The organism is Streptomyces sp. (assembly GCF_019510245.1).
Lineage (GTDB): Bacteria > Actinomycetota > Actinomycetes > Streptomycetales > Streptomycetaceae > Streptomyces.
Map to the genome: position 1 here is coordinate 1 of NZ_JAEKKT010000464.1, position 3,158 is coordinate 3,158.

Here is a 3,158-nt window from a genome sequence, read left to right on the forward strand (position 1 = left end):
GCGGACAGAGCGCTCACGCTCAGACAGGACAGCAACGCACGAAGGTGACCAGGTCGTCTCACTGACGCTCCCATGGGGAAAGGGCATGCGGGGACAGCGGGGACTGCGGAATGGAGAACCGCGGGATGAACCGTGCCCATGATTGGACTAGACCACCTAACTGTCAAGGTTCTTAACAGTTAGGTTCGCCGGCCTGCTTCGACCAGGTGGTGCGCGGTTCCCCGCCCGCGGAACGGAAGCGGCTGCCCTCCCCCGGCGCCAACACCTCACCGATGCGGGGCAATTACGCGGCAGGACGAGCAGCGACCGGTCCGGGCAGGCGCATCGCGGAACCGGAGCGGGTGTACTGCGCGGAGGTCTCAGCGTTCCGGTACGGCGCGGCGCCCCCTCCGTGACCGATACGACGACAGATCCGCTCGCAGCCCGCTGTCCGTAGCGTCAGGCGTGGTCAGCGCACTCCCGCGCGCACCACGGGAGACGACATGCAACGGAGGACCATATGGGCACGTCGCCAAGTAGCTCGCAGCCCGCAGGACATATTGCCGTCGAGGGCCGAGCCGGGGTGCTTGTCGCCCGTATCGACGGAGGCCCGCATGCGTTGTTCGATCCCGAGATCACCAAGCAGCTGAAAGAGCTGGTCGATCGAGCGGACCGCGATCCGGACATCCGCGCGGTCGTCTTCACCGGTACGCATCCTGACCGCTTCTTGAGTCATTCCGATGTGCGCTGGCTACAAGAAGGTGGCACTGGATTCCCGCCGATCAACACGCGCATCGCCAGGCTCGTGGCGCGCACGGCGAGACTCATCAACCGAGTGCCGGTTGTCAGAACGCTCGCGGGGATGACCCGGCTCAAGACACTTCTGCAGCTCGACACGTTCCATGCCACTTTCCTGAAGATGAACGCAAGTGGCACCATCTTCGTCGCGGCACTGAACGGTTCGGCACTTGCCGTCGGCGCGGAACTGGCATTTGCCTGCGATCTGCGCATCATGGCGGACGGCGACCATGTCATCGGCCTGACAGAAGTCCTGCTCGCGCTGACACCGGGTGGCGGCGGCTCTCAGCGACTGCCTCGTCTGATCGGTACTCATCAGACGTTGGTCACCGTTCTCGAAGGCAGGCCGTTCACGCCTGCGGAGGCTCTCTCACTCGGTGCGGTCGACGAAGTGGTGCCGAAGGAAAAGGTCCTCTCACGGTCGATCGAGCGCGCAGAGTATCTGAGCCTGCGCTCGAAGAAGTCCCTCGGAGCCATCAAGCGGTCCATCTACTTCGGCAGCTCCCTTTCGCTCGAGGACGGATTGCAGTTCGAGCACGCCGAGTTCCTCGTCAGAGATCAGTCGAAGGAAGCTCAGAGGCGAATGCTGGAATACATCGCCACCACGGACGCCACTGGCGAGCTCCCTCTGTTGAATCCTGAGACGTACGCGCGAGCACTCCGCGCCGGGCGATTCGGAAGTACCCCGAGCGAGTAGCCCGGATCGATGCGGTGACCTCGTCCCGCTCGGTCCTCTCCGAACTTCGTGACCGATACGACTGCTTCTTGTCTGCCGCCCAAAACCACTGCCCGCTACGAAACGGAGGCCTCCCATGAGTCAGCCCAGCACGATCCGCCTCGAGCGCACCACCCCGCGGACCGCCAGGATCACGTTCGCCAATCCTCCTGTGAACCTCATGGTTCCCGAGGCCGTGGTGAGGCTGCACGAAATCGTCTGCGGATTGGACGAGGACCCGGACATCCAGGTCGTCGTCTTCTCCAGCGAGGTCCCCGACTTCTTCATCAACCATTTCGACGGCGCCGCGGCGGGCGACCTGCCCGTACCCCGGCACGAGGACGACCCGCCGGTCTGGACCGACATGGTCCTGCGGTTGAGCAAGGCTTCGTACGTCAGCATCGCGGCCATCCGTGGCCGCACCCGCGGCGCCGGCAACGAACTGGCCCTCGCCTGCGACCTGAGGTACGCCAGTCGGGAGAAGGCGGTCTTCGGCCAGCCCGAGGTCGGCATCGGCATCGTTCCCGGTGGAGGCGGAACCGAGCGACTTCCCCGATCCATCGGCCGCGACCGGGCGCTCGAGGCCATTCTCACCAGTGTCGACTACGACGCCGACGTGGCCGAGCGCTGGGGGTGGGTCACACGGGCCCTGCCCGACGCGGAACTCGACGCCTTCGTCGACGCGACGGTCGCCCGGCTCGCCTCCTTCGACCGGCAGGCGGTGAAGACCGCGAAGTCGATGGTCAACCGGGCGACACTGCCGCCGGACGCCGACCTGATCGCCGGTTACGGCGGGTTCGTGGACTCGCTGACGAACCCGGGATTCCAGGCTCGTGCTGTGGCGCTCGGCACGCTGATCGCCGACAAGGGTCTCGATGTCGAATACCACTTGGGCGAGTACGTCGGCCTGGCCAACCAGATCTCCTGATCACTTCTCGCCACCGGTGAGTCTTGCCGCGACGACCGACATGGTCCGGGCCATCGACGCGCCGAAGTCCGACCCCACCGACATCGCCCGGATCGCCGTGGACGGCATCGCCACCGGCGCCTACGAGATCCTCGCGGACGACGCCTCCCGCCAGGCGCAGGCCGCGCTCGCCGGAGGCGTCTCCCTGCTCTACCCCCGTGCCGTCACCCCCCGGCACTCACGTCATTGATCCAACGCCCCTTACGCCTGCCCAGGGAAACGCCATGAAACAGCAACGCACGCAACGGGCTCGGGGCGGCTCCGCCGTCTGGGCCATAGTCATCACCAGCGCGGCCGGCTTCATCACCGCGCTCGACAACCTGATCGTCACCACCGCCCTGCCCTCCATCCGCAACGACCTCGGCGGCGGCCTCGAAGACCTCGAATGGACGGTCAGCGCCTACACCCTCACCTTCGCCGTCCTGCTCATGTTCGGCGCCTCCCTCGGCGACCGCTTCGGCCGCCGCACCATGTTCGCCATCGGACTGGCGATCTTCACCACCGCCTCCGCCGCCGCCGCGCTCGCACCGGGAATGGGCGAACTGATCGCCGCCCGCGCCGCCCAGGGCGTCGGCTCCGCGATCGTCACACCCCTGACACTCACCCTGCTCTCGGCCGCCGTCCCCGCCCAACGGCGCGGCGCGGCCCTGGGCATCTGGGGCGCGGCCAGCGGCATCGCGGTCGCCACCGGACCCCTCA

The 3,158-nt window shown here is 66.8% G+C and carries 4 protein-coding genes; all 4 read left to right on the forward strand.

What is annotated here, in order from left to right; translation table 11 throughout:
- Positions 1 to 499 precede the first annotated feature (499 nt).
- A complete protein-coding gene (locus tag JF597_RS54075) occupies positions 500 to 1,474 on the forward strand; it encodes an enoyl-CoA hydratase/isomerase family protein (protein ID WP_294014453.1) in 975 nt (324 codons plus the stop codon).
- A 115-nt stretch (positions 1,475 to 1,589) separates the two neighbouring features.
- Positions 1,590 to 2,420 carry an enoyl-CoA hydratase/isomerase family protein gene (locus JF597_RS54080; RefSeq protein ID WP_294014455.1) on the forward strand — a complete coding sequence of 277 codons (831 nt, stop codon included), beginning with the start codon at positions 1,590 to 1,592 and terminating at the stop codon, positions 2,418 to 2,420.
- Between the two features lie 16 nt (positions 2,421 to 2,436).
- Entirely contained in the window at positions 2,437 to 2,649 is a 213-nt protein-coding gene (locus JF597_RS54085; RefSeq protein ID WP_294014457.1) for a hypothetical protein, read from the forward strand.
- 34 nt (positions 2,650 to 2,683) lie between these two features.
- A partial coding sequence (locus tag JF597_RS54090; protein ID WP_294014459.1) for an MFS transporter occupies positions 2,684 to 3,158 on the forward strand: 475 nt, incomplete at its 3' end.

Coding starts and splice junctions, on each gene's coding strand:
- JF597_RS54075 (WP_294014453.1), top strand. CDS start 500: ATGGGCACGTCGCCAAGTAGCTCGCAGCCCGCAGGACATATTGCCGTC.
- JF597_RS54080 (WP_294014455.1), top strand. CDS start 1,590: ATGAGTCAGCCCAGCACGATCCGCCTCGAGCGCACCACCCCGCGGACC.